The 18,512-nt window shown below is 62.2% G+C and carries 20 protein-coding genes and 2 pseudogenes; 6 read left to right on the forward strand and 16 right to left on the reverse strand.

All coding sequences use genetic code 11. The features are described 5' to 3' along the window. The 6 genes from CXF97_RS13675 to CXF97_RS13700 all read right to left on the reverse strand — a co-directional run. A partial coding sequence (locus tag CXF97_RS13675; protein WP_157830889.1) for a toxin VasX occupies positions 1-246 on the reverse strand: 246 nt, incomplete at its 3' end. After that, positions 243-1,109 (reverse strand): DUF4123 domain-containing protein, encoded by an 867-nt coding sequence (locus tag CXF97_RS13680; protein ID WP_101158998.1) that lies wholly within the window; start codon positions 1,107-1,109, stop codon positions 243-245. The genes CXF97_RS13680 and CXF97_RS13675, both read right to left, overlap by 4 nt. After that, entirely contained in the window at positions 1,106-3,109 is a 2,004-nt protein-coding gene (gene tssI / locus CXF97_RS13685) for a type VI secretion system tip protein TssI/VgrG (protein ID WP_101158999.1), read from the reverse strand. The genes CXF97_RS13680 and tssI overlap by 4 nt, the downstream gene beginning before the upstream one ends. 203 nt (positions 3,110-3,312) lie before the next feature. Further along, positions 3,313-4,269: a zinc-binding alcohol dehydrogenase family protein gene (locus CXF97_RS13690; RefSeq protein WP_101159000.1), complete on the reverse strand. Its 957-nt coding sequence runs from the start codon at positions 4,267-4,269 to the stop codon at positions 3,313-3,315. Positions 4,270-4,300: 31 nt separating this feature from the next. Further along, entirely contained in the window at positions 4,301-4,474 is a 174-nt protein-coding gene (locus tag CXF97_RS13695) for a DUF1427 family protein (RefSeq protein WP_073471384.1), read from the reverse strand. A gap of 127 nt (positions 4,475-4,601) precedes the next feature. Continuing rightward, on the reverse strand, positions 4,602-5,375 hold the full coding sequence (locus CXF97_RS13700) for a helix-turn-helix domain-containing protein (RefSeq protein ID WP_101159001.1): 774 nt from the start codon (positions 5,373-5,375) through the stop codon (positions 4,602-4,604). Positions 5,376-5,521: 146 nt separating this feature from the next. Between CXF97_RS13700 and CXF97_RS13705 the strand changes: the two genes are divergently transcribed. Together CXF97_RS13705 and CXF97_RS13710 are read left to right on the forward strand one after the other, a co-directional pair. Then, positions 5,522-5,749, forward strand: a complete 228-nt coding sequence (locus tag CXF97_RS13705) for a DUF6555 family protein (protein WP_101159002.1) — start codon at positions 5,522-5,524, stop codon at positions 5,747-5,749. A 49-nt stretch (positions 5,750-5,798) separates the two neighbouring features. Continuing rightward, positions 5,799-6,071, forward strand: a complete 273-nt coding sequence (locus CXF97_RS13710) for a hypothetical protein (RefSeq protein WP_101159003.1) — start codon at positions 5,799-5,801, stop codon at positions 6,069-6,071. A gap of 22 nt (positions 6,072-6,093) precedes the next feature. On the opposite strand, the gene CXF97_RS13715 is transcribed toward CXF97_RS13710, so the two are convergent. The 3 genes from CXF97_RS13715 to CXF97_RS13725 form a co-directional block, all read right to left on the reverse strand. Beyond that, positions 6,094-6,261 (reverse strand): metallothionein, encoded by a 168-nt coding sequence (locus CXF97_RS13715; RefSeq protein ID WP_101159004.1) that lies wholly within the window; start codon positions 6,259-6,261, stop codon positions 6,094-6,096. Positions 6,262-6,462: 201 nt separating this feature from the next. After that, positions 6,463-6,915: a DMT family transporter gene (locus tag CXF97_RS13720; protein WP_101159005.1), complete on the reverse strand. Its 453-nt coding sequence runs from the start codon at positions 6,913-6,915 to the stop codon at positions 6,463-6,465. Between the two features lie 3 nt (positions 6,916-6,918). Next, a complete protein-coding gene (locus tag CXF97_RS13725; RefSeq protein ID WP_101159006.1) occupies positions 6,919-7,404 on the reverse strand; it encodes a DMT family transporter in 486 nt (161 codons plus the stop codon). Positions 7,405-7,517: 113 nt separating this feature from the next. Between CXF97_RS13725 and CXF97_RS13730 the strand changes: the two genes are divergently transcribed. After that, positions 7,518-8,453: a LysR family transcriptional regulator gene (locus CXF97_RS13730; RefSeq protein WP_101159007.1), complete on the forward strand. Its 936-nt coding sequence runs from the start codon at positions 7,518-7,520 to the stop codon at positions 8,451-8,453. Positions 8,454-8,578: 125 nt separating this feature from the next. Here the strand turns inward: CXF97_RS13730 and CXF97_RS28780 are convergent, their stop codons facing one another. The 3 genes and pseudogenes from CXF97_RS28780 to CXF97_RS13740 form a co-directional block, all read right to left on the reverse strand. Continuing rightward, entirely contained in the window at positions 8,579-9,400 is an 822-nt protein-coding gene (locus tag CXF97_RS28780; protein WP_371918382.1) for a methyl-accepting chemotaxis protein, read from the reverse strand. A gap of 36 nt (positions 9,401-9,436) precedes the next feature. Continuing rightward, positions 9,437-10,261 (reverse strand): annotated as a pseudogene (locus CXF97_RS28785) (cache domain-containing protein); the annotation flags it as partial. A gap of 196 nt (positions 10,262-10,457) precedes the next feature. Then, on the reverse strand, positions 10,458-11,774 hold the full coding sequence (locus CXF97_RS13740) for a Na+/H+ antiporter family protein (RefSeq protein WP_101159009.1): 1,317 nt from the start codon (positions 11,772-11,774) through the stop codon (positions 10,458-10,460). A 1,558-nt stretch (positions 11,775-13,332) separates the two neighbouring features. On the opposite strand from CXF97_RS13740, the pseudogene CXF97_RS28790 reads away from it, so the two are divergent. Continuing rightward, a pseudogene (locus CXF97_RS28790) lies at positions 13,333-13,479 on the forward strand (HAMP domain-containing protein); the annotation flags it as partial. Positions 13,480-13,581: 102 nt separating this feature from the next. Then, positions 13,582-14,337, forward strand: coding sequence for a methyl-accepting chemotaxis protein (locus tag CXF97_RS28795; RefSeq protein WP_371699990.1), 756 nt, complete (start codon positions 13,582-13,584; stop codon positions 14,335-14,337). 132 nt (positions 14,338-14,469) lie between these two features. Here the strand turns inward: CXF97_RS28795 and CXF97_RS13750 are convergent, their stop codons facing one another. From CXF97_RS13750 to CXF97_RS13765, 4 genes are read right to left on the reverse strand one after another with little or no spacing between them, the layout of a single operon-like run. Next, positions 14,470-15,783, reverse strand: a complete 1,314-nt coding sequence (locus tag CXF97_RS13750) for a sensor histidine kinase (RefSeq protein ID WP_101159011.1) — start codon at positions 15,781-15,783, stop codon at positions 14,470-14,472. Then, positions 15,780-16,448, reverse strand: a complete 669-nt coding sequence (locus tag CXF97_RS13755; RefSeq protein WP_016775412.1) for a response regulator transcription factor — start codon at positions 16,446-16,448, stop codon at positions 15,780-15,782. The genes CXF97_RS13750 and CXF97_RS13755 overlap by 4 nt, the downstream gene beginning before the upstream one ends. A gap of 3 nt (positions 16,449-16,451) precedes the next feature. Beyond that, a complete protein-coding gene (locus tag CXF97_RS13760; protein WP_101159012.1) occupies positions 16,452-16,763 on the reverse strand; it encodes a PepSY domain-containing protein in 312 nt (103 codons plus the stop codon). After that, on the reverse strand, positions 16,763-17,071 hold the full coding sequence (locus CXF97_RS13765) for a PepSY domain-containing protein (RefSeq protein ID WP_101159013.1): 309 nt from the start codon (positions 17,069-17,071) through the stop codon (positions 16,763-16,765). Before CXF97_RS13765 ends, CXF97_RS13760 begins: the two co-directional genes overlap by 1 nt. A gap of 259 nt (positions 17,072-17,330) precedes the next feature. Between CXF97_RS13765 and CXF97_RS13770 the strand changes: the two genes are divergently transcribed. Then, entirely contained in the window at positions 17,331-18,410 is a 1,080-nt protein-coding gene (locus CXF97_RS13770; protein ID WP_101159014.1) for a hypothetical protein, read from the forward strand. Positions 18,411-18,512: the final 102 nt, after the last annotated feature.

Consider the following 18,512-nt stretch of genomic DNA (forward strand, 5'->3'; position numbering starts at 1 on the left):
GTAGAGCTCGCCGCTGAGGCTGTCGACGATGTACAGCCAGCCATCGCGCAGGCGGCGGATGCCCATCGGGCGCGCGGTCAGGGTGTACGGCAGCGTGAGTTCGGTGCTGGGGTCGAAGGATTTTTCCACCAGGCCGTACGCGAGGGGCAGCAGTTGCACGTGGGTGTTGCGCAAGGGGCAGGCGGCTGGCGCACCAATGGGCGCTTTCGAGGCGGCTAACGCATCGAGGTTGGCGGGGTGATTCATGATTGATGTCTCTCAGAGGCCCATCGAAAGGCCATTGCAGCGGCAATCGCAACGCGCTCGCCGGGGGATTGCAGCGAAGGTGTGTGCATCAGCTGATGGATTTGCGGATGCCGATTGCACGCTGCATCGTCCAGCCATGCCACCACGTTGGCGTACAGCAGAATCTCGGACGGGTTGCTCAAGGCAAGCTCGCTGGCATGGGCGTGGATGCATTCCAGCAATTGCCAGCGTTCAACTGCCGTGTCCCCGACATGAAAGTCAGGAAAATGCTTGAGCAGGTGCGTATCGATGTCGAGCAACACCCGCCGCCGATCCACCCGATCCAGCGCGGCATCCTGCTCCGCACTCAACCGATACGGCGCCACCAGCGCCCCACCCTGCCCTTGGCGAGGTCGCTGACAGTGCCAGACTCCCCGCGCGCCATCAGCCGTGACCACACACCCCAGCGGCCCGAACAGACTCGCATCGCCGCGGGCAAACAGCGCCTGCGCCACGGCGGCATCCGCCAGCCGCAACAGCACCGGCGAGCCGACCGGTAACTCGACCATCAGCAACTGGCGCAAGTGCGCCACGATTTCATGCACTGGCGCAGCGCTGAACAGCAGCACGCCCCATTCCTGTCGGGCATGCTGCAGATGAAACCGCCCCACCGGATCCTCAGCGTCAGTGAGCGTCACCAGCAAAGGCGAGACGTCACGCAGGGCCGAAAACGGTGGTTGGTCGTACAGCGCGAAGGCATTGGCAGCAGGATCGAGCCGTTGCACTTGCGCCGGCAAATCGGTGATCGTCGCACCGTCGAGCAGCACAAACGCCTGCTGCTCATCCCACGGCAAACCTTCAGGCCAATCCGTCAGAAGCTTCATGCCCGGGCCGCCTCGCAGATCAGGCAACGCGAGGTCCGCGTGGTCAGCAACGCATGACGTTGCTGCACGGCATCGAACGTCGCCTTGAGCAACGGCGCGGCACCCGGCAGCAACGGCTCGGCTGGCAGGGACACCGCTGGCACCCCTCCCTGGACAATCGGCGTACTGCTGAAAATTCCCGCCGCCCCCACCGTCAACCAGTGCCCGCCGGCCGCCAGGGTTATCTGCATGCCGCTGTTGAGAACCACCTGCTCGCCCGCGCCGAAATGCAGCTGCTGCGCGGCACTGACGCGCTGGCTGGCCACCCGCACATGCCGCTCGCCCTGCACCCACAGATGATCGTCCTGCTTGAGTTCAGTCAGGCGATTGCCGTGCGTCAGGTGATGTTCCTCATCGCGCAACTCAACGCTTGAGACGCCGCCGATGACCTGACTGTGGAGGTTGTCGATCTGGATACGCAGGTCATTGAGCACGTGCTGAACGAAGTCGCGCTGCGCCCTGATGGAAATTTCTTCGGCGCCTTGCCTGTCCTCGATGCGCAATTCATTGTAACCACCGCCGCCGGGGCTGCTCTGGCTGCGCCAGATACTGCGCGTCTGTTGCGCCGGCAGGTCCAGTGGCACCGGGGTCTCGGCGTTGGGCAGGCAGGCCAGCAAATGCGGTTTGTCCGGATCACCATCGGTGAATCCCACCAGCACTTCCATGCCGACTCGCGGAATCTGCACGCTGCCGTAGCGGTCATGTGCCCAGGCGGTGGCCACGCGCAGCCAGCAACTTGATTGTTCATCGCGCTGGCCGTCTCGATCCCAGAGCATTTGCACTTTAACGCGACCGCACGGATCGCTGTAGATCTCCTTCCCGGGCGGGCCGGTCACCACCGCCAACTGGCTGCCACTCACGCGCGGTTTGCCATGCTTGAGCTTGGGGCGAAACACCACATCCCACGGTGTCGCGACGAAATGGTTGCGGTAGCCCTGACTGAACCCATCAGCGTCGGCCTGCTCGGTGAACGCTTCCTCAAGCACTTGTGGCTGTCGGCCGATGTGCTCAACCTCGGTCAACAGCCATAAATCGTTGCAGTCGGCGCGTGAATAATCCGCCATGGTCATGAAGCTACCGCCGCGCATCAGCGCCTGGTTACTTCGCCCGCTGGCCAGACGATAGTCGGCACCATGGCGCTCCAGCGCACGCTGGCTGAGGTGCTTGCCGCGATCGCGATGGGTGAACTGGCCGGGAAACTCATAATCCTCAAGCAGCGGAGCCCGCGCTGCACTGGCCTTGGCGTCCAATTGCACTGCGGGCTTTTCGAAGTGATAGTCGCGGCGCTCGACGAGATTGGAGCGCGGCTCCAGGCGCACAGTGAACTGGTCGATAACGGGCGCGTCGGCAACCAGGCCGGTGCCCTGCACATAGCGCGTCGTCACGTCGTGTTTGAGAAATGCCGTTTGATCATCGCCGAACACCAACAGGTGCGCCTCACGGAGGTGGCGGAAGTGAAAGTGCAAGCCCTCCTCTTCGCACAGCCTCTGGATAAAGTGCAGATCCGATTCCTGGTATTGCACGCAATACACCCGCTCCGGGTACTCGGCGCTGAGCTGAAAATGCCAGGCATCGGCCTGCATGCCGTGATCGCCCAACACATTGGCGATGATCTGCGGCACGCTCAGGTTCTGGAAGATCCGCTGATTGCGCCGATGCGCGAGGTAGGCAAGATGCGGCGCCAGCGTGATCTGGTAACGGCTCAGCCGAGCACCGCAATCGCTTTGACCGACCCGATAGACCAGACCGTGCATGCCGCTGCCGTCGGCACCAAAACAGAGGAAGGCCGGCCGATGCAGCAGGTCTTGCAGATCGAGATCGGGGCGCTCGCTGACCAGCTCGAGATTGAGTTCGTAGGTCTGGTTGAGCGCTTCCCGGGTTCGGAAGCTGAACACTTGAAGATCATGGGAAACGCCCTCGATATCGAGGGTAAAAACAACGGGCCTTCCAGCGATGCGCATCCACCTGTCCCTGTGTCTGATTGAAAGACAGGACTGTGCAACGGCGCGATGCAACGGGTGAAGTCAGACCTTTCCCTTTTTCGCCGGCTCGCGAGCGAACCGGAGGCGGCTGACAAGGGATCGACCGGGATCCTACGGAAATGATCCCGGATCGCATGCCCTTTCAATGTGGAAGCGCGCTGCTCGTCCAGGGCGTGGGCGGGTCAGGGCAGCAAAATGATCTTGTCGCCACCGCCCTGATTGACCTCGGCATAGCGCGCCACTCCTTCAGCCAACGGCACTTGCACCAAGCCATGCGGCAGCGGCAAGCGATCCTCATCGAAGAACCGCCCGAACTGCTCGAGCATCGCGGCGCACGCCTCAACGCCGTACAACAAGGAGTTGATGCCGACCACCGAGCCGCCCTTGCGATACAGCGCCAGCGCCGGCAGTTGCACATGGCCGTCGACCGGCGCGGCGATAATGGCGATGCGACCGAAAGTGGCCAGTGCCGCGACCGAGGCCGGCAGCCAGAAACCTGTGGTGTCGACGATCACATCAGCGCCGCCGCGATACACGGCATTGACCTGCGCACCGAGGTCTTCAGGCTTGTCCAGTTGAATCGTCTGATAGCCCTGCTTCTGCAAATCTGCTACCTGCCCGGGCCGGCGCGCCGCCGCCAGCAATTGCGCGCCGCGCACTTTTGCCAGCGCCAAAGCCGCTGTGGCCACTGCCCCGCCGCCGATCACCAATAACCGCGTGTCGGCGCTGACCAGGCTACGTTCCAGCGCGTCCCACGCCGTGGTGTACGGCACGCCGAGGCTGGCCGCCTGGGCGAAACTCAGGTGCGCCGGTTTGTGCGCCACACCGCTGGCCGGCAGTTTGACGAATTGCGCATGAGCACCGTCGGCGAAGAAGCCCAGCTCGCGCCCGGTGCCCCAGACTTCCAGACCGATCACTGCCTGCGGCCCCTCGACCACCACCCCGGCAAAATCCCGCCCCGGAACCCGTGGCAAAGTGGTGTAAGGAAAACGGCCGAGGACGTTTTTTACATCGCTGGGATTGAGGCCGGCAGCCTTGATCTGCACCAGCACTTCATTGGCACCGGGCACCGGGGTCGGGACGTCGACGAAACGCAGGGCAGACAGGTCGCCGGTCTGATCGAATTGCAACGCTTTCATGGGCACATCCACCGAAAGGAAAAAAGGAAATTCAGGACAACCAGCCCGCGACCAGCTGCCGGCCCAGCGGCCACAACTGCTCACCGGCCAACATGCCGAGCAGACCGACCAGCGCGATCGCCGGAGGTGCGGGAGAACGAAAATCGAGCGCGCCGTAGAGCAGGCCGACGCCCAGGCCAATGGCCAGAGAAATGAGGTAGTTCATGGGGAACTCCGCCGCAACAAGTGATGGGCAGAGTCTAGGGAAACGGGCGGAGCGCTATCGGCCAAGGACTTCTGAATTTCGGACAAATGACTGGCGCACCGCAAAAACCCTGTGGGAGCGGGCTTGGTTAATCGTGTTCTACAGCAAATTGCGAAGGCGCCACGCCCAGCTCCCGGCGAAACATGTCGCTGAAGCTGCTCGGCGAGTAGCCCAAATCGCGAGCGATGACGCTCACCGCCACGCCCTGAATCAACGCTGCCACCGCTGTGGCCAACTGCACCTGCCGCCGCCATTCGGCGAAGCCCATGCCGAGGCTGTCCTTGAACAGCCGCGCCAACGTACGCACGCTGGCCCCGGCATTTTCCGCATGCTGCTCGAACGGAATCTCCAGCGACGGCGCGGCCATCACCGCGTGGCAAAGATTCATCAGACGCCGGTCGGACTCATCCGGCAGCGGGATCTTCAGTTGCGAACGCCTTGCCCGCCGCAACTCCAGCAACGCCAGACCGACCAGTGCCTCGTAATACTCAACCTCGCCGTCATCGCCCTGCGCCACCAGCCCGACGATCAACTCGCGCAGCAAACCGCCGACTTCGATCACCTGCACCGTCGCATCCAGCGTCGCCGCCAGCGCCGGGCGCAGGTAGATATTGCGCATCTGCAAATCCGACACCACGCGAATCCCGTGCGGCACCCCGGGCGGCAACCACACCGCCCGCTGCGGCGGTACCACCAGCGCTTCGTGCGGGGTTTCCACCCACATCACTCCGCTCATCGCATACAGCAACTGGCCCCAGACATGCTCGTGCGGCTCGATGAACAGGCCTCGCGGATACGTCCGCGCCAGCGGTTGCACGGGCACATCGGTGTCGGTCAGATCAGGGGGCGCAGCGAGGGCCATGGCGAGTGTTCACAGGGGGCTGGCGAAGCCGCCATGGTAACCAGCGCGCCCCGCCCTCGCCAACGGGAGATACCGTCGGACAATCCGAATGAATTTTCCCGGCACAGCGCGATCCGTTTAATACCACAGGGAGGAATTCGGGCTTTATGAACAACGCAAAACTTTACGTCATCGACTACACACTGCATGGCACCCCCAAGACGTTCATTATCCGCTCGGACAAAATGGACAACGCCGAAGCCTGGCATTGGGCAAGCTGCGACGCGGGCGTGGGTCGCATCCCGCGCTTTGGCCGCGAGAAAGTGCAAAAGACCAGCAAACCGATGGCAGAAAAATTCGGCCTGCAAAACGTCACCTGGCGCCAGACCAACTGACCCCACCGCCTTCACCGCAGGCTTGGCAAATCGACAGGGAGAATCGACGATGACCGACACTTATCACCCGGCCCGACTGGATTACGGCCTGACCACGTTCTTCGGCCAGATCACCAAAACGGTGGCTTGCGAGGTCGCGCTGGAAACGGTCGCTGATGATCCTTACCGCTTCACCTTGTGCGTGCAGGCACCGGTGCCGGAAGACCTCGACCAGGCGAAGATTGTGGTGATCAAGGTTCAGGGACGAACATTGCAGGGTACGGTGAGACACTTTGAACGACGGGACGACAACAGTCTGAAAATGGAAGTGGAGCCTGATTAGGCTCCACTTTTTTTGGCCGTGCCTATTTCGGATGAGCGCAGCCGCAGCCCTTCATCGCACACTCTTCGCCGTCCTTGTGATGGTGAGCGCAAGCCTCGCAGCAATAGTGTTTACCGTGTACAGCGTAGGAATGATCGCCCTCTTTGAGGGTGCAGTTGCAGCCGGGGCAGTCGCATTTTTTATCGGACATGGGACAGACTCCTTCAGTGGTGGTTGTCTGGGGCTTGCGAGCAAGCCGTAGGGGACAGTGTAGAAGGTGGTTTTGCAGGAGTGTTCAGGGTGTGGGCGACGCAGAGAGATGGCAATAGCAAAAGATCGCAGCCTTCGGCAGCGCCTACACACAATGAGCATTAGCTTCAGCAGATATACACACGTATCCGAATTCATCCGATCACTGCGCCTGCCGCGAACTCCGATACATAAACACCAGAGCCGCCGCCAAACACACCATCGCCAGGATCCTGCTCGAAGACAATTCGATCGCCGGGTTCCCCAACCAGCCAAAATTGTCGATCAACATCCCCATCCCCAACTGCCCGACAATCACCGCCACCGTCGCCACAGCTGTCCCGACCACAGGCACCGCGCCGACCATCACCATCATGTACACCACGCCAAACAGCGCCCCGGTCAACTGCCACTTCGGCACCTCAAGCAGACTCACCGCCTGCGCCGGCTCGAAAAACAGAATCAACAACCCGGTCACCACCGCGCCCACCGCAAAGGTCAGCAAACTGGAACGCAGCACGCCAACCGTCTCACCCAAACGCCCATTGATCGCGGCCTGCACACTCAGCACCGCACCGGCCAATACCACCACTGCCAACAAAATCACCAGACCCATCACTCACCCCCGCGCAATCAGAACCAAAGCCACCACAATCAAGCCCAACGCCAGCCAGCGCTCGCCGTTGACCTTCTTGCGCGTCGCGCCGAACCAGCCGAAATGATCGATCAATACGCTCTTGCCGACCTGACCGGACAAAATCGCAATCATCGTCATGGCAATGCCGATGTGCGGGGTCGCCAGCGTCAGGACCACCACGTAGATCGGCCCGAGGAATCCGCCGATCAACTGCCAGCGCGGCAGCTCGGTCAACGCAGGACCTTTCTGTGGACCGGCGAACAGCAACAGCAAAAACAGAATCGCCGAACCCACGCCGAAGATGCTCAACGTCGCCCACAAATGCCCGACCTGCTTACCCAGCGGCCCAAGCAGCCCGGCCTCAACCGACAAACCCATGCCGGCGAGAATGACCAGCGGCAGCAACAGCAGACGCAACACCGATCGCTTGACCGGCGCCGCCACTACCCCTTCATTCAACGTCTGCATACACAACCTTCCACGCTCATAAACAATGGCGCGGATTATCGGCTGGTGTCGCTGTGCGATAAATGGGAGCATCCGGACAACACTTTTGCGCAACACGCACAGCGAGACACAGCATGCACGGGCTCAACGAACTCGGATTCAAAGCGTTAAGGCTGTTCGTGGCGGTCCTCGACCACGGCAGTTTTTCCGAAGTCGCCCGCCGCGAAGGCGTCGCGCCCTCCTCCATTTCGCGGCAGATCCAGTTGATGGAACAGGCGCTGAACCAGCAATTGCTCTACCGCCACACCCGCGCGGTCACACCGACCGAAGCCGGACGCACGCTCGGCCACCATGCACGCTTGCTACTGGTGCAACTGGAAGAAGCCGAACAGGCGTTGCAGGAGCAGCAAAGCGAACCCACCGGACTGGTGCGCATCAACGCGCCGGTGGTGTTCGGCCAGCGCCATCTGACACCGTGGCTGGGCGAGCTCTGCGCGCGCTATCCGAAACTGCAACTGGACATCCAGCAAACCGACCATTATGTCGACCCGCTACAGGAAGGCGCCGACCTGCTGTTTCGCATCGGCGCGCTGCATGATTCGAGCATGCAGGCACGCATTCTGGCACCGCACCGCTTCCAGGTCGCCGCCAGCCCTGCCTATCTGCAACGCCACGGCACGCCGCAGCATCCCGACGAACTCGCGCAACACCAGTGCCTGGCCTACAAAGGTGCGGCGGGTCAGCAGCGCTGGTTTTTCCGCCGTGACAGCGAGGACTGGACGCCGTACACGGTCAGAGGCCCGATCACCGGCAACCACGCCGACACCCTCACCCAGGCCGCTCAGCAAGGGCTCGGGCTGGTGATGTTTCCGTCGTGGCTGATTGGCGAAGCGGTGCGCGCAGGCACGCTGGTGCCGGTGCTGGGGGAGTATCAGGTGTCGAACAGTCTGGAGCCGCAGCAGATCGCCGTGCTGTGGCCGGGGAGCCGACGGCTGTCGGTGAAGGTAAGGACGGTAATTGATTTTTTTGTCGAGTGCTTTGGCGAAGTGCCCTATTGGGACAGACCTTAAGCCCACTCGATCCCATTGTAGGAGCTGCCGAAGGCTGCGATCTTTTGATCTGCCTGTGAAAGATCAACAGACCAAGATCAAAAGATCGCAGCCTTCGGCAGCTCCTACAGGGGATTGCGGACGCGTCAGATACGGAACTGCCCGACCAGCTTGCCCAATCGCTGCCCCAAGTCCGCCAGACTGCGCGAGGTCTGCGCACCCAGTTGCGTTTCATCGGCGACGCTGTCCACCGCCACGGCAATCTGGTGCACGCTGCGGTTGATCTCTTCAGCCACTGCCGTCTGCTCTTCCGCGGCGCTGGCGATCTGCGCGTTCATCGAGTTGATCGTCGCAATCAATTGCGCCATCGCGTCCAGCGACGCGCCGGCCTGATTGGCTTGCTGTGACGTGCCGTCGCCGGCTTCGCTGGAGCGGCGCATCGCCTCCACAGCCTGCTGCGTGCCCGCTTGCAAGCGGTCGATCATGCCCTGAATTTCCTGGGTGCTGATCTGCGTGCGGCTGGCCAGCGCGCGAACTTCGTCGGCCACCACCGCAAAGCCGCGCCCGGCCTCACCGGCCCGCGCCGCTTCGATCGCGGCGTTGAGCGCCAGCAGATTGGTCTGCTCGGCGATCGAACGGATCACCCCAAGCACGCCGACAATCGAACTGACGTCCTGCTGCAGGCTGTCCAGCGACACGCCGCTGTTGCGGATGTCATCGACCAGCGCATGAATCTGTTTGATGCTGCCTGCCACCACGCGCTTGGCGCTCTGGCCTTCTTCATCAGTCTGCTGGGCGGCGACGGCGGCATTCTGTGCGCTCTTCGCCACTTCCTGGGCGGCGGCGGACATTTCGTTGATCGCCGTGGCGACCTGATCGGTTTCGTGGCGCTGACGCTCCATGGCCTGATCGGAACGCTGCGCCTGTTCCGAGACCTGGGTGACCAGCCCGGTCAGTTGCGTGGTCATCTCGGTGATCTGCCGCACCAGGCCGTGGATCTTGTCGACGAAACGGTTGAACGAGCCGGCCAGTTCGCCGAGCTCGTCCTGGCTGGTGATGTTCAGGCGCCGGGTCAGGTCGCCCTCGCCCGCCGCGATGTCATCGAGGCTGGCTTTCATTTGCGTCAGCGGACGCAGAATGGTGTTGGCCAGCAGCATGCCCGCCGCCGCAATCACCAACAGCACCAGCACCGCGACGCCGACGATGCTCAGCACCACGCCTTGCACCCGCTCCTGCACTTGCGCCTCGACCTGCGCCACTTGCGCTTCGATGCCGTCGAGATTGACCGAGGTGCCGACCGCCATGTCCCACTTCGGCAGGTATTCGGTGTAACCGAGTTTCAGCACCAGCACCTTGGCGTTGCCCGGCAGCGGCGAGCTGTATTGCAGATAGTGAGTGCCGTCCTTGGCCACTTTGACCAGGCCGAGGTTGACGTAGACGCCGTTCGGATCGCGGTTGTCCTTGAAGCTTTTGCCCACGCCGTCGGGGTCGTTGGCCTTGAACAGGCGCACGGTCTCGGAGTCGTAGCCGAAGAAGTAGCCGTCCTTGCCGTAGCGGATGCCCGAGAGCAATTTGATTGCCTGGGCGCGCGCCGCGTCGTCGCCCGGTGCGGCGGCGTCGTACAGCGGTTTGATCGTGGTCATGGCCACGGCGACGTAACTTTGCAGGGTGGCCTTGGCATCGCTGAGCAGCCGCTCGCGGGTCTGTTCGACTTCCTTGCGCGCCTGTTCCTGAAGGATGAACAGCGTGGTCACGCTGATGACCAGTGCAAAGAGCAGCACCGGCAGAACGGCAAGGGACAGGACTTTAGCCTTGAGACTCAGGCGCATCGGGGGACTCACTCTTTTGGTTTTGTTGGCGTGGTTAAAGGCTTTAACGGCACGCCGGAGCAAAAGTTGAGTCTTGAAACATCGCCGCCCTGTGGGAGCGAGCTTGCTCGCGAAGGCGTCGTGTCAGTCAACCATTAAGTCGCTGATACGCCACATTCGCGAGCAAGCCCGCTCCCACAGGGGGACTTGTGGTGGGTCAGAGGACCATCGCGGCCACCCAGCCGAATGCCAGCAGCGGCAGGTTGTAGTGCAGGAAAGTCGGCACCACGGTGTCCCAGATGTGGTGATGCTGGCCGTCGATGTTCAGGCCGGAGGTCGGGCCGAGGGTCGAATCCGAGGCCGGCGAACCGGCGTCGCCCAATGCACCGGCGGTGCCGACGATGCACACGATGGCCATCGGGCTGAAGCCCAGTTGTACGCACAACGGCACGAAAATCGCGGCCAGAATCGGCACGGTGGAGAACGACGAGCCGATGCCCATGGTCACCAGCAATCCCACCAGCAGCATCAACAGTGCGCCGACGCCTTTGCTGTGGTTGATCCACGCAGCCGACGATTCAACCAGTGTCTGCACTTGCCCGGTGGCCTTCATCACTTCGGCGAAGCCTGAGGCGGCGATCATGATGAAGCCGATCATCGCCATCATTTTCATGCCTTCGGTGAACAGGTCATCGGTCTCGCGCCACTTGACGATGCCGGACACCGAAAAGATCAAAAAGCCCACCAGCGCCCCGATAATCATCGAATCCAACAGCAGTTGCACCACGAACGCCGAAGCAATGGCCACGCCTGCAATCATCAGGCTCAGCGGGTTGTATTGCACCGCCGCCTGCTCGACCTGTTCGATTTTGGCAAGGTCATAAACGCGCTTCTTGCGATAGCTGATGAACGCCATCGCCAGACCGAAGACCATGCCCAGCGCCGGAATGCCCATGGCGTGGGTGATATTGATGCCGCTGATGTCGACGCCGCTGCGCGCGACGTTGGCCAGCAGAATTTCATTGAGGAAGATGTTGCCGAACCCCACCGGCAGGAACATGTACGGGGTGATCAGGCCGAAGGTCATGACGCAAGCGATCAGGCGGCGATCGAGTTGCAGCTTGGTCAGCACATAGAGAAGCGGCGGCACCAGCAGCGGAATGAACGCGATGTGGATGGGCAGAATATTCTGCGAGGCAATCGCCACGACCCACAGCAGGCCGATCAACAGCCATTTGACGTTACCGCCGCTGGTCGCGTGTTGCCGATCGACCATGGCCAGAGCCTTGTCGGCCAGTGCATGGGCCAGCCCGGACTTGGCGATCGCCACGGCGAAAGCGCCGAGCAACGCGTAGGACAACGCCACCGTCGCGCCGCCGCCCAGGCCGCTGTTGAACGCCTTGAGTGTGGCGTCGATGCCCAGACCACCGGTCAGGCCACCGACCAGCGCTCCGACGATCAGCGCGATCACCACATGCACGCGCGACAGGCTGAGGATCAGCATGACGCCGACGGCTGCTATGACTGCATTCATTTCACTACCTCGAAAAACACTGCGGTGGACAACCGACCGCCAGACAGGATGAGTCCGCCAGAACTGGTCGGCGGAACTAAAAGGGTCTTGTTAAAAGGGCGCGCACTGTGCCCCAAGCAGCCTCAAGCTGCAAGTTTCGAGCGGCAAGCGAAAAGCAAATCCTTGCGCCCACGCCTCGCTTTTCGCTTGCCGCTTGATCGTTCCCACGCGCAGCAAAGGAATGTCTCAATGGACGCTCTGCGTCCGCTTTGGGACGCGGAGCGTGCCGGGCTGCATTCCCACGCAGAGCGTGGGAACGATCATCAAGGTCCGCCTCTAGCTGCGGCTTGCGGTTTGCAGCTTGCCGCTCAAGAAAGCTGCTTTTCAGCCGTTACAGTGCAAAGTCTCAGATATTTATCGAATAAGGATGTTTTCCATGTCGCTCAGACACCTTTCCATCCAATGGAAAATCACCCTGCTCGCCGGCCTCTGCCTCGCCGGTATCGTGACCCTGCTCGTCGGTCTTTCGCTCTACCGCATGGAGCACAGTTCCGCGTTGGTCAAGGCGTCAAGCATGGAAATGCTCACCGAGTCGGCACAGGCGCGCATCGAGTCGCAGGGTGAGGTGCAAGCGGCGGGCATTCGTCAGCAATTCATGGACGCCTATCAGTACGGTCACGGTTTCTCGCGCCAGGTGCTGTTTCTGCGCGAGCAGGCCGAGAAGCGTTTTCTCGACGCCTTCGACCTGCGCGAGGACATGACCCGTCAGGTCAAATCCGCACTGCAGGCCAACCCGGACCTGCTCGGCCTGTCGCTGGTGTTCGAAGCCAATGCGCTGGACGGCAAGGACGAACTGTTCGCCGATCAGGCTGAGCTGGGCAGCAACGACAAGGGCCGTTTCGCCCTGTACTGGTCGCAGCCGACCCCGGGCAAAGTCACCTCGATGGCGCTGCCGGAAAGCGACATGAGCGACACCCGCACCGGCCCCAGCGGTCAGGCGGCCAACGCGTGGTTCACCTGCCCGCGCAGCACGCTCAAACCCTGCGTGATCGAGCCGTACTTCTATGTCATCGACGGGCAGAAAGTGCTGATGACCAGCATCGTCTTCCCGCTGTTGCTCAACGGTAAAGTCATCGCCTCGCTGTCGGTCGACATCAATCTCAACAGCCTGCAAGCGGTCAGCCAAAACGCGAGCAAAAAACTCTACGACGGTCAGACCGCCGTCAGCATCGTCAGCCCTGCAGGCCTGCTCGCCGGCTACAGCGCCGACGCCAGCAAACTCAGTCAGCGTCTGGATGCGGTGGATCAAGCCAGCGGCAGCGAGTTGCTGCGCCTGCTCGCCTCGAGCACTGGCGTGAGCAGTCTGCACAGCAATGGCCAGTTGAAAGTGCTCTCGCCGTTCCAGCCGATTCCCGGCGGGCCGGCCTGGGGCGTGCTGCTGGATGTGCCGGAAAAAGTCCTGGTCAGCCGCGCCGAAGCGCTCAAGCAGCAACTGGATGCGAGCAATACTTCGGGCACGCTGATCGAACTGAGCCTCGGCCTGCTCGCGGCGCTGATCGGTCTGCTGCTGGTGTGGTTGATGGCGCGCAGCGTGACCAAACCGATTCTCGGCGTGGCACACATGCTTGAAGACATCGCCAGCGGCGAAGGCGACCTGACCCGGCGTCTGGCCTATGACAAGCAGGATGAGCTCGGACAACTGGCCGGCTGGTTCAATCGCTTCCTCGACAAGTTGCAGCCGATCATTGCCGAAGTGAAACGCTCGGTGCAGGACGCGCGCAACACCGCCGACCAGTCTTCGGCCATCGCCACTCAGACCAGCGCCGGCATGGAGCAGCAATATCGCCAGGTCGATCAGGTCGCCACCGCGTCCCACGAAATGAGCGCCACCGCGCAAGACGTGGCACGCAGTGCCGCGCAGGCCGCCGAAGCCGCGAAGGACGCCGACCGCGCCACCCGTCAGGGCCTGACCGTGATTGACCGCACCACCGCGAGCATCGACACCCTCGCCGCCGACATGAGCGCGGCGATGGTTCAGGTTGAGGGCCTGGCCGCCAACAGCGAGAAAATCGGCACGGTGCTGGAAACCATCCGCGCCATCGCCGAGCAAACCAATCTCTTGGCACTCAACGCCGCCATCGAAGCCGCCCGTGCCGGTGAAGCCGGACGCGGTTTCGCCGTGGTCGCCGATGAGGTGCGCAACCTGGCACGCCGCACGCAGGAGTCGGTGGAGGAAACCCGTCAGGTCATCGAGCAATTGCAGAACGGCACGCAGGAAGTGGTCGGTTCGATGGGCAACAGCCATCGTCAGGCGCAGGGCAGTGTCGAGCAGGTGGGCCAGGCGGTAACGGCGCTGCGGCAGATCGGCGATGCGGTGACGGTGATCAGTGACATGAACCTGCAGATCGCCAGCGCCGCCGAAGAGCAGAGCGCAGTGGCCGAGGAGATCAACAACAACGTGGCGACGATTCGCGATGTGACCGAATCATTGTCCGGGCAGGCGAATGAGTCCGCGCGAGTGAGCCAGTCGCTCAACAGCCTGGCGAATCAGCAGCAGCGGTTGATGGATCAGTTCCGGGTCTGAAATCCACCGTCTATCGAATGTGGGAGCGGGCTTGCTCGCGAAGGCGGTGTGTCAGGCGAGACAATGATCGACTGACACGCCACTTTCGCGAGCAAGCCCGCTCCCACAGGTCAATCTTTGGCAGTTTCAGAGTCACCGCTTAGGCAGTTCAATCACCACTTTCAACCCGCCCCACTCGCTCTCGCCCAGCACCAGCAAGCCACCCCACGTATCGACAATGTCCCGCACAATTCCCAATCCCAGCCCATGCCCATGGGTCTGCTCATCCAGCCGCGTGCCGCGGCTGAACACCTGGGTGCGCTGCTCTTCGGGGATCCCCGGGCCGTCGTCTTCCACGCTCAGCGCAAAACCGTCAGTGCGCTCGATGACGCTCAGGCGCACTTCGGCATCGGCCCATTTGCAAGCGTTGTCGAGCAGGTTACCGAGCAGTTCGAGCAAATCCTCACGATCCCACGGCAATTGCAGCCCGGGCGGTGCGACGTAATTCAAGGCCAGATGTTCGCCGTGGATCATGTTCAGCGTCGCCAGCAGCCCCGGCAGTTCGGCATCGCAGTCGAACAACGCGCCGGGCAGCGCATCCCCCGATAACCGCGCGCGATTGAGTTCGCGATTGAGGCGCTGCTGCACCTGTTCCAGTTGTTCCTTGAGAATCCTGCGCAGCTCGGGATGGTCATCGAGCTTTTCGCTGGAAGCCAGGCTCAGCAGCACTGCCAGCGGGGTTTTCAGCGCGTGGCCGAGATTTCCCAAGGCATTGCGCGAGCGCTTGAGGCTGTCTTCGGTGTGGGCGAGCAAATGGTTGATCTGCGCCACCAGCGGCTCCAGCTCCACCGGTACCTGATCGTCGAGTTGCGAGCGCTGGCCCTGTTGCAGTTGAGCAATCTGCTCGCGCGCGCGTTCCAGTGGTTTCAGCGCGCGGCGTACGGTCAGACGTTGCAGGAACAGGATCAGCAGCAACGCCGCCAGCCCCAGACCCAGGCCGATCTGGCGCATGCGCTGGAAACTGTCGCTGACCGGCGTGTAATCCTGAGCGACGCTGATCGAGATTGATTGGCCCAGGCGCCGATAGTCCGAGCGCAGTATCAGCAAGCGCTGCCCGCCCGGGCCCAATTGCAGGTTGCTGTGCAGCCCCGGTTGTTGCAGCAGCGGCAGCTCCTGATCCCACAGCGAGCGCGAACGCCAATGGCTGTCAGAGAAGTCGATGCGAAAGTAATGCCCGGAAAAGGGCCGCTGATAGGCCGGCGACAGATGCCGCTCATCCAGTTGCAGGCCTTGCGGGCCGCGCACCAGCGCCACCAGCAGGCTTTCGCTGTCGTTGCGCAGGCCGGCTTCGAGGTAGCGCTGCAAACCGACTTCGAACAACCACAGACTGGTCTGCGCCAGCACCAGACCGACGATCACCATCACACTGATCAAACCCAGGCTCAAACGGCGCTGGATTGACCTCATGAAGCTTGCCCGCCGAACAGGTAACCCTGACCGCGACGGGTTTCAATCACGCTTTTACCGAGCTTGCGCCGCAGGTGATTGACATGCACTTCGAGGACGTTGGAGTCACGCTCGGTTTCGCCGTCGTAGAGGTGTTCGGCGAGGTGGCTTTTCGAGAGGATCTGTTCGGGGTGCAGCATGAAATAGCGCAGCAGGCGAAATTCTGCAGCGGTCAACTGGATGTCGGCGCCGTCGCGAACCACGCACTGACGGCCTTCGTCCAGATGCAGACCGGCGGCTTGCAGGGTCGGCTGATTGGCCTGGCCCTTGGAGCGGCGCAACAGCGATTGAATGCGCAGGTACAGCTCTTCGGGGTGGAACGGTTTGGTCAGGTAATCATCCGCGCCCGCCTTCAGGCCTTCGATGCGCTCGGCCCAGGAATCGCGCGCGGTGAGGATCAGCACCGGAATCGCCAGCCCGGCCGCGCGCCACTGCGCCAGCACGTCCAGCCCCGGCACGCCGGGCAGGCCAAGATCGAGGATGATCAGGTCATAGGGCTCGCTGCTGCCCTGATACACCGCATCGCGGCCGTCTGCGAGCCAATCCACCGCGTAGCCTTGGCGTTGCAGGCCAGCGAGCAATTCGTCGGCCAGCGGTACGTGGTCTTCCACCAGAAGCAAACGCATCGATCAATCTTCCTTGTCTTTGACTAACTCGCCGGTATCGGCCTTCAAGTGCAGCTCGCGCGCTACGCCTTCGACCGTCAGCAATTCGACTTCGTAAATGTACACGTCGTGTTTTTCTTCCAGCTCGACTTCCAGCAGTTTGGCGCCGGGGTAGCGGTCCATGGCCTGCTGCAGCACTTGCTCCAGCGGCAGAATCACGCCCTGGCGACGCAGTTCCAGCGCCTCGTCCTGATCAAGATCCCGGGCCATGACAGTGCTGCAGAGCAACACCAGCGCCAGCGCCGTCAGGCGGGTGGCGCGAATATTCAGCTTCATTACGTATCCTGATGATCCCTGAGCACTTCACCATCGACGGCATTCAACTCCAGATCCCACTTCAGCCCTTTGGGGTCGCGCAGTTCGATCTGGTAAATGAACTTGCCGTACTCTTCCTCCAGCTCGGTTTCGGTGATTTCCGAATCGGGGTGTTTTTCCAGCGCGATGGCGTTGAGCTTCTCGAAGGAGACGATAGTACCAGCGTCGCGCAAACGAAGCGCTTCGTCAGGCCCGAGATCGCGCGCGCAAGCGGTGCTGGCGGTGAGGCCGATGATCGAGGCAGTGGTCAGGGCAGTCAGGGTATTCATGGGTGTCTCCGAATTCTTATGTGTTGCTTACGGTGGGCACCTTAGCGGGGTCAACTTAACTGAAACTGAATGGCCATCATTGTGCCCTTTCCGCTGGACCACAGACTGATGGATAACTCTGTGGGAGCGGGCTTGCCCGCGAAGGCGGCGGCACAGCTTGCATCTCTGTGACTGAAAGAACGCTATCGCGGGCAAGCTTGCTCCCACAGGGTTATGCGGTGTGCTTATAATCGCCAGCTTGCTAACGATCGAGACCGGTATGACCGCCATCCACATCAAGTTTCCCGCCCTCACCCTCAAGGCCGGCCCACGGGCCATGGCGCGGATTCGTGCGCAGGGATTGCACGCCGCAGACGTCGGCACCCTGCCCGGTGCGGCCGGTGGGCCGAAGGCGCTGGGGATTCAGGGGCTCGATCTGGCGTTGTTCGGCGAGTGGCTGCCGAGTGCGCCGCGCGAGCGTTCGCTGATCGGTGCATCGGTGGGTTCCTGGCGCTTCGCCAGTGCCTGCCTGCCGGACGCCGCCGAGGGCATTCGCCGCCTCGGTCAGCTGTACGCCGAGCAGAATTTCAACAAAGGCGTGACCATGGCCGAGATCAGTCAGAGCTCGCAGCGCATGCTCAACGACCTGCTCGACGGCCGCGATGCGAGCATCCTGGACAACCCCGATTACCGTCTGAACATCATGGTGGTGAAAAGCCAGGGACGCCTCGCCGAAGACCATCGCGGGCGCCTTGGTCTGGCGCTGGGTTCAGTGATCGCCGACAACCTGCGCGGTCGTGCACGGTTGTCGCGGCACTTCGAACGGCTGATCATCCACGATCCGCGCCTGGCCCCGCCGCTCGATGCCTTGACCGATTTCCCCTCGCGCTTCGTTGCACTCAATACCGGCAATCTGCGTCAGGCCCTGCTCGCTTCCGGGTCGATTCCGATGGTCATGGAAGGCGTGCGCGACTTGCCCGGCGCCGGCGCGGGGACGTTCCGCGACGGGGGCCTGCTCGACTATCACCTTGACCTGCCCTACAGCGGCGACGGCATCGTGCTCTATCCGCACTTCACCGATCGGGTGATTCCCGGCTGGTTCGACAAGACCCTGCCATGGCGCCGCGCTTCGGTGCAGCGTTTGCAGGACGTGGTGCTGGTCGCGCCGTCGAAGGAATATCTGGCGCGTCTGCCCTACGGCAAACTGCCCGATCGGAACGACTTCAAACGCTTCATGGGCGATGCGCCGAACCGGCAGAAATACTGGCATGCGGCGATGGACGAAAGCCGCCGACTGGGCGACGAATTTCTCGAACTGACGGCCAACGGTCGCCTCGCCGACCGGTTGCTGACCCTTTAGTCAGCACGGTCAAAGACAAGCTGATAAACTCGCCGCCTGCCCGAATCGCTGCGGCGAACGCCATCTGAACAGAGCCGAAATTACCGTGGAAATCTTCAAAGA

The organism is Pseudomonas sp. Choline-02u-1, from assembly GCF_002836515.1.
Taxonomy (GTDB): domain Bacteria; phylum Pseudomonadota; class Gammaproteobacteria; order Pseudomonadales; family Pseudomonadaceae; genus Aquipseudomonas.

What these genes read in the sequence shown, in the direction of transcription:
- CXF97_RS13715 (WP_101159004.1), bottom strand. Translation starts at nt 6,261, where the DNA reads ATGTCCGATAAAAAATGCGACTGCCCCGGCTGCAACTGCACCCTCAAA.
- CXF97_RS13695 (WP_073471384.1), bottom strand. Translation starts at nt 4,474, where the DNA reads ATGAACTACCTCATTTCTCTGGCCATTGGCCTGGGCGTCGGCCTGCTC.
- CXF97_RS13755 (WP_016775412.1), bottom strand. Translation starts at nt 16,448, where the DNA reads ATGCGTTTGCTTCTGGTGGAAGACCACGTACCGCTGGCCGACGAATTG.
- CXF97_RS13750 (WP_101159011.1), bottom strand. Translation starts at nt 15,783, where the DNA reads ATGAGGTCAATCCAGCGCCGTTTGAGCCTGGGTTTGATCAGTGTGATG.
- CXF97_RS13770 (WP_101159014.1), top strand. Translation starts at nt 17,331, where the DNA reads ATGACCGCCATCCACATCAAGTTTCCCGCCCTCACCCTCAAGGCCGGC.
- CXF97_RS13725 (WP_101159006.1), bottom strand. Translation starts at nt 7,404, where the DNA reads ATGCAGACGTTGAATGAAGGGGTAGTGGCGGCGCCGGTCAAGCGATCG.
- CXF97_RS13760 (WP_101159012.1), bottom strand. Translation starts at nt 16,763, where the DNA reads ATGAAGCTGAATATTCGCGCCACCCGCCTGACGGCGCTGGCGCTGGTG.
- CXF97_RS13765 (WP_101159013.1), bottom strand. Translation starts at nt 17,071, where the DNA reads ATGAATACCCTGACTGCCCTGACCACTGCCTCGATCATCGGCCTCACC.
- CXF97_RS13730 (WP_101159007.1), top strand. Translation starts at nt 7,518, where the DNA reads ATGCACGGGCTCAACGAACTCGGATTCAAAGCGTTAAGGCTGTTCGTG.
- CXF97_RS13740 (WP_101159009.1), bottom strand. Translation starts at nt 11,774, where the DNA reads ATGAATGCAGTCATAGCAGCCGTCGGCGTCATGCTGATCCTCAGCCTG.
- CXF97_RS13720 (WP_101159005.1), bottom strand. Translation starts at nt 6,915, where the DNA reads ATGGGTCTGGTGATTTTGTTGGCAGTGGTGGTATTGGCCGGTGCGGTG.
- CXF97_RS13700 (WP_101159001.1), bottom strand. Translation starts at nt 5,375, where the DNA reads ATGGCCCTCGCTGCGCCCCCTGATCTGACCGACACCGATGTGCCCGTG.
- CXF97_RS13690 (WP_101159000.1), bottom strand. Translation starts at nt 4,269, where the DNA reads ATGAAAGCGTTGCAATTCGATCAGACCGGCGACCTGTCTGCCCTGCGT.
- CXF97_RS28795 (WP_371699990.1), top strand. Translation starts at nt 13,582, where the DNA reads ATGGAGCAGCAATATCGCCAGGTCGATCAGGTCGCCACCGCGTCCCAC.
- CXF97_RS13705 (WP_101159002.1), top strand. Translation starts at nt 5,522, where the DNA reads ATGAACAACGCAAAACTTTACGTCATCGACTACACACTGCATGGCACC.
- CXF97_RS13680 (WP_101158998.1), bottom strand. Translation starts at nt 1,109, where the DNA reads ATGAAGCTTCTGACGGATTGGCCTGAAGGTTTGCCGTGGGATGAGCAG.
- tssI (WP_101158999.1), bottom strand. Translation starts at nt 3,109, where the DNA reads ATGCGCATCGCTGGAAGGCCCGTTGTTTTTACCCTCGATATCGAGGGC.
- CXF97_RS28780 (WP_371918382.1), bottom strand. Translation starts at nt 9,400, where the DNA reads ATGACCACGCAACTGACCGGGCTGGTCACCCAGGTCTCGGAACAGGCG.
- CXF97_RS13710 (WP_101159003.1), top strand. Translation starts at nt 5,799, where the DNA reads ATGACCGACACTTATCACCCGGCCCGACTGGATTACGGCCTGACCACG.